General features: G+C 50.1%; 5 protein-coding genes. All 5 read left to right on the top strand.

The window, feature by feature from the left end:
- Positions 1–92: 92 nt before the first annotated feature.
- Complete coding sequence (locus tag ACP5J3_RS11365; protein WP_428495795.1) at positions 93–671, top strand: hypothetical protein; 579 nt, start codon at positions 93–95, stop codon at positions 669–671.
- A gap of 49 nt (positions 672–720) precedes the next feature.
- On the top strand, positions 721–2061 hold the full coding sequence (locus ACP5J3_RS11360) for a cobyrinate a,c-diamide synthase (protein ID WP_428495794.1): 1341 nt from the start codon (positions 721–723) through the stop codon (positions 2059–2061).
- Complete coding sequence (locus ACP5J3_RS11355; RefSeq protein WP_263245061.1) at positions 2046–2708, top strand: uroporphyrinogen-III C-methyltransferase; 663 nt, start codon at positions 2046–2048, stop codon at positions 2706–2708. Before ACP5J3_RS11360 ends, ACP5J3_RS11355 begins: the two co-directional genes overlap by 16 nt.
- An 87-nt stretch (positions 2709–2795) precedes the next feature.
- Positions 2796–3131 carry a TusE/DsrC/DsvC family sulfur relay protein gene (locus ACP5J3_RS11350; protein WP_263245058.1) on the top strand — a complete coding sequence of 112 codons (336 nt, stop codon included), beginning with the start codon at positions 2796–2798 and terminating at the stop codon, positions 3129–3131.
- A 22-nt stretch (positions 3132–3153) separates the two neighbouring features.
- On the top strand, positions 3154–4292 hold a 1139-nt coding region (locus ACP5J3_RS11345; protein WP_428495793.1), incomplete at its 3' end, for an NAD(P)/FAD-dependent oxidoreductase.

Genomic DNA, 4292 nt, shown 5'->3' with positions numbered 1-4292 from the left:
CGAATAAACTTTTTAAGCTAGCCCAAAGGTGTACAGCACCTCTGGTTGTTTCCTGTCTTTTAAACATAAATATCTGTAATCCATAAGAATCTATGAGTGTGAAAAAAGACAGGATAAACATCGCCGTGGCTAGGGAGGTGGCTGAGGACTTGGCAAAAACCGCGGAGTCCATGGGCTACACCCAGTTCGCCCTGGCTAATCAGATACTCAGCATCGGCCTAGCGCTGATGAAGGAAGGCTTCTCCGTCCAGCAGATCAGGGACATAGCCACCTTCTACAAAGTGATGACAGAGCTTGAGACCGTCCCCATCCCCGGCCGCCTCCTGGACAGAATGGTTGTGGAGATGTTCAAGATGAATAAAGAGACGGCATTGGCGGTTTGGTGCGAAGCTGGGAAGATGATAGCGGGGTACATAAAGGCTGTGTTCGGCTCGCTGGAGAACGCGGCGTATTTCGCCAGGTACCTCGCCAACGTCGTCCCGGCGAGGAGGTTCGAGATAAAGGCCGAGGGCGGGGAATTCACAATAGACACGATAGGCGTAGGCTACGGCATAGAGAGCGTGGAGGTGACGGCATCGGCGGTTAGATGCATGCTGGAGGACTTGGGCTACGAAATAGTGGACATAGTGACGGCGCCCGGAATTCTGAGGGTGAGGGCTAGGAGGAGGTAGTAGCCTACTATTAGTAATAAAGATTTTTAAATGATGCGCCCGTTGGCCCGTGATTCCGAGGATTGTTATATCAGCCCCCCGTGGGATGTCAGGCAAGACCATTGTAACCCTTGGCATTTTGTACGGCCTCGCCCGCAGAGGGCTGAGGGTGGCGCCCTTCAAGGTGGGGCCCGACTACATAGACCCCTCCTACCATAGCCTTGCCGCCGGGGTGGCTGGCAGAAATCTCGACGTGGTGTTGATGGGCGAGGATGGGGTGAAGAGGAGGTTTGTGAAGTACGCCGCTGGCGCCGACTTGGCCGTGGTGGAGGGCGTGCTCGGCCTCTACGACTCGGTAGACGGCGTCTCCGAGTTGGGCTCCACGGCGCAGGTAGCGAAGTTGCTCAAGGCCCCGGTGGTGGTGGTGCTAAACGGCGAGAGGGTAAACAGGACGCTACGCGCCGTCGTCAGAGGCCTCAAGGCTTTTGACCCCGGCGTGGACGTGGCCGGCGTAATATTGACAAACGTCACCCCCAGGCAGGCGGAGAAGCTTGTCAAGGCCCTCCCCGAGGAGGGCGTGGAGATCCTCGGCGTCGTGCAGAAGTCGAAGAGGGTGGCCGAGGCCTTCGCTTACCGGCACATGGGCCTAGTCCCCACCGGCGAGAGAGTCGACGCCGGCGGCTTATTGGAAGTGTTGGAGAGCTACGTGGTGCCGCATCTCGATCTCGACGGGATTTTGTCTATCGCCAAGAGGGCTGGGGAGCTGGACGAAGAACCCGATCCCGATACCCCAGCAGGCGGCAACTGCAGGGTGGGTATTATAATGGACCGCGCCTTCACCTTCTACTACCCAGAGCTCCTCGAGGCCGCGGCGTCGGTGGGGAAGCCTGTCTTCATAAATTCGCTGAGGGATCAAGCGTTGCCGCCGGTTGACCTCGTCGTGGTGGGTGGCGGATTCCCCGAGGTGCTGGCTGAGGAGCTGGAGCGGAACAAGCCCTTTAGAAAAGCCCTCCTGAGCTATGTGGAGTCGGGGGGGAGGCTGTACGCCGAGTGCGGAGGCCTTATGTATATGACCTCCTCTATAATTATCGACCGTAGCGAGTACGAGATGGTGGGCGCCATAGACGCCGTCACGGTGATGCTGGACAGGCCGGTGGGCAAGGGATACGTCTGGGGGCAGGTGGTGGGGGACACCCCCGTGGCGCCCCGGGGGACGAGGCTGGTGGGCCACGAGTTCCACTACTCTAAGATTATCTTTAGGGAGAAGCCGAATCTCGTCATTAAGCTGGAGAGAGGCGTGGGAGTGGGAGGGGGTTGGGACGGCGTGGTGAAGTACAACATGCACGCCCAGTACCTACACATCCACCCCTACACATACAACGTCTTGGCGGCGCTATGCCGATCTACGTAGTGGGGGCGGGCCCCGGCGACCCGAGCCTGCTAACGGTTAAGGCAGTGGAGTTACTGCGTCAAGCAGACGTCGTAGCCTACGGCGATCTCGTGCCTGAAGAAATCGTTACGCTTTACGCTCCAAGCGCCAAGAGGGTGAAAATTGGACACAGAAAAGAAGAACATGATACGATAGTGGAACAGTTAATAGAAGAGGCTAGGGATCGGAATGTTGTGATTCTGAAAAATGGAGATCCCTCTATCTTTGGCAGAGGAGTACAGATATGTAAAAAAGCCGAAAATAGGGGAGTGTCCTGCCAAATAGTGCCGGGCATCAGTGCCTTTACGGCAGCTGCAGCGTTGTACAAAATAGAGCTTACAGACGGCGTATCGCTAAGACATATAGCTCTCTTCTCTTTTCCTCATTTTAACTCAGAAATCCTTAACAAGGTTGCAGCAGACACCGCCGTAATTTTTATGATGGGCGAAAGACTAGATATGGTAAAGACAGCTGTAATACAAAATTGTGAGAAAAATGTTGAAATATATATATGTTATGCAATTACAATAGGGGGAGGTTGTATTAAAATAGTTAATGTAGATGAATTAGATAAATTCCAAGGAGTAAGACCTTTGTTGATAATTATTCGTAAGTGTAAACATACATAGCGGAAGGATCGTAGTTTTCTTTTCAGGTTACATAATTACTCAAAATAGAGTAATGATCCTTTTATACTACTCTTAAGTAGAGGTGGCATGCCAGTGAAATGCCCGGGGGAATACAAGGTTGATGATGTTGTTGTAATATTAGACGAGGAGTGTTTTATGCAAAATCCAGAGGCGTGGAATGAGAAAGTAGCAGAATGGCTAGCGCGTGAGTTAGAGGGAATACAACAAATGACAGATGATCATTGGAAAGTAGTTAAGTATCTCAGAGAGTACTGGGAAACCTACGGCGTATGTCCGCCTATAAAGATGTTGCTAAAAGAAACAGGAAACACGCTTGAAAGAATATACCAGCTCTTTCCCTCAGGCCCTGCAAACGGCGCTTGTAAAATAGCTGGTGCGCCTAAGCCAACAGGTTGTGTGTAAAACTGCGCTTTTTTTGTAATCTATGAAAAAAATTATTGTCCTTGGGGCAGGGACTGGTGGAATGATAGTTGCAAATAGCTTAGCCAGAGATTTGCGCAGAGAAATTGTAAAAGGGGAGGTTGAGTTAATGATTTTCGACAAATCAAAAACTTATTATTTTGAAGCAGGATTTGTGCCGTATATAGCTGGGGCATTTGATGAGGAAGATCTTATATATGATAAAACTAAAATACTTGATCCTAAAATTAAAACCTTTTTGGGAGATGAAGGTAATATAGCTAAAATAGATTTAAGAAACCGAACAATTACTACGGCAAAGGGGAAGAGCTATACATACGATTATTTGGTCATAGCTCTTGGGTGTTCCTACGAGCCGTCGCTGGTGCCGGGTCTCCTTGACGATTATCATACTTACTATACCTTCGAAGGTGCTAAGGAAGTAAGAAAACTACTACAAGAATTCACAGGCGGCACAATAGTACAGCTTTTAGCAATGCTTGACGTATCAATGAAATGTCCAATAACCTCCGGCAAGACGCCTCTTTTGATAGATTCATATCTAAGCAATGTAAGGATGCTGAAGGGGAGGTACAAGATAATTGTGGCGACTACGCAAGATCACCTACACGCCCAGCCTGAGGTCAATAAAGTACTGGAAGAAATGTTAAAAATCCGAGGCATGGAGTACATCTACGAATTTGAGCCAGAGCGAGTAGATGCTAAAAACAAGGTATTGATATCTACTAAAGGTGAAAAGATAAAATACGACCTACTTATAACAGTACCTCCACATCGAGGGCCTCGAGTCATAGGGGACTCCGGCATAGGGAATCCCTTTAATTTAGTACCGGGCGATAGATATAATCTGACGTACAGAAAAGGGAAAGAACATTACGACGATGTGTTTATCGTAGGCGATGTCGCCGACATTGGCGTTACCAGAGCCGGCTCGGTGGCGCACTATGAGGCAATTGTGGTTTCTCACAACATTGCTAGCGAAATTAAGGGCCACGGCGATAAGTGGATCTTTTACGGCGAGACTATCTGTCCCTATCTAGGTGCTGTGTATTCCCCAGCTGAGAAAGGCGCGGCGTGGATGCCCTGGTGGACATATGTAAAAAACGCAAGGCCGTTTATAGGCAATAGATGGGGCTGGTATTT

Source organism: Pyrobaculum sp. (assembly GCF_049971835.1).
Classification (GTDB): domain Archaea; phylum Thermoproteota; class Thermoprotei; order Thermoproteales; family Thermoproteaceae; genus Pyrobaculum.
Note: the sequence above shows the minus strand (reverse complement) of the source record. Positions and strands in the feature narration are given on the sequence as shown.

Excerpts from the sequence above, each read along its gene's own strand:
- ACP5J3_RS11355 (WP_263245061.1), top strand. The coding sequence starts at position 2,046 with ATGCCGATCTACGTAGTGGGGGCGGGCCCCGGCGACCCGAGCCTGCTA.
- ACP5J3_RS11365 (WP_428495795.1), top strand. The coding sequence starts at position 93 with ATGAGTGTGAAAAAAGACAGGATAAACATCGCCGTGGCTAGGGAGGTG.
- ACP5J3_RS11350 (WP_263245058.1), top strand. The coding sequence starts at position 2,796 with ATGCCAGTGAAATGCCCGGGGGAATACAAGGTTGATGATGTTGTTGTA.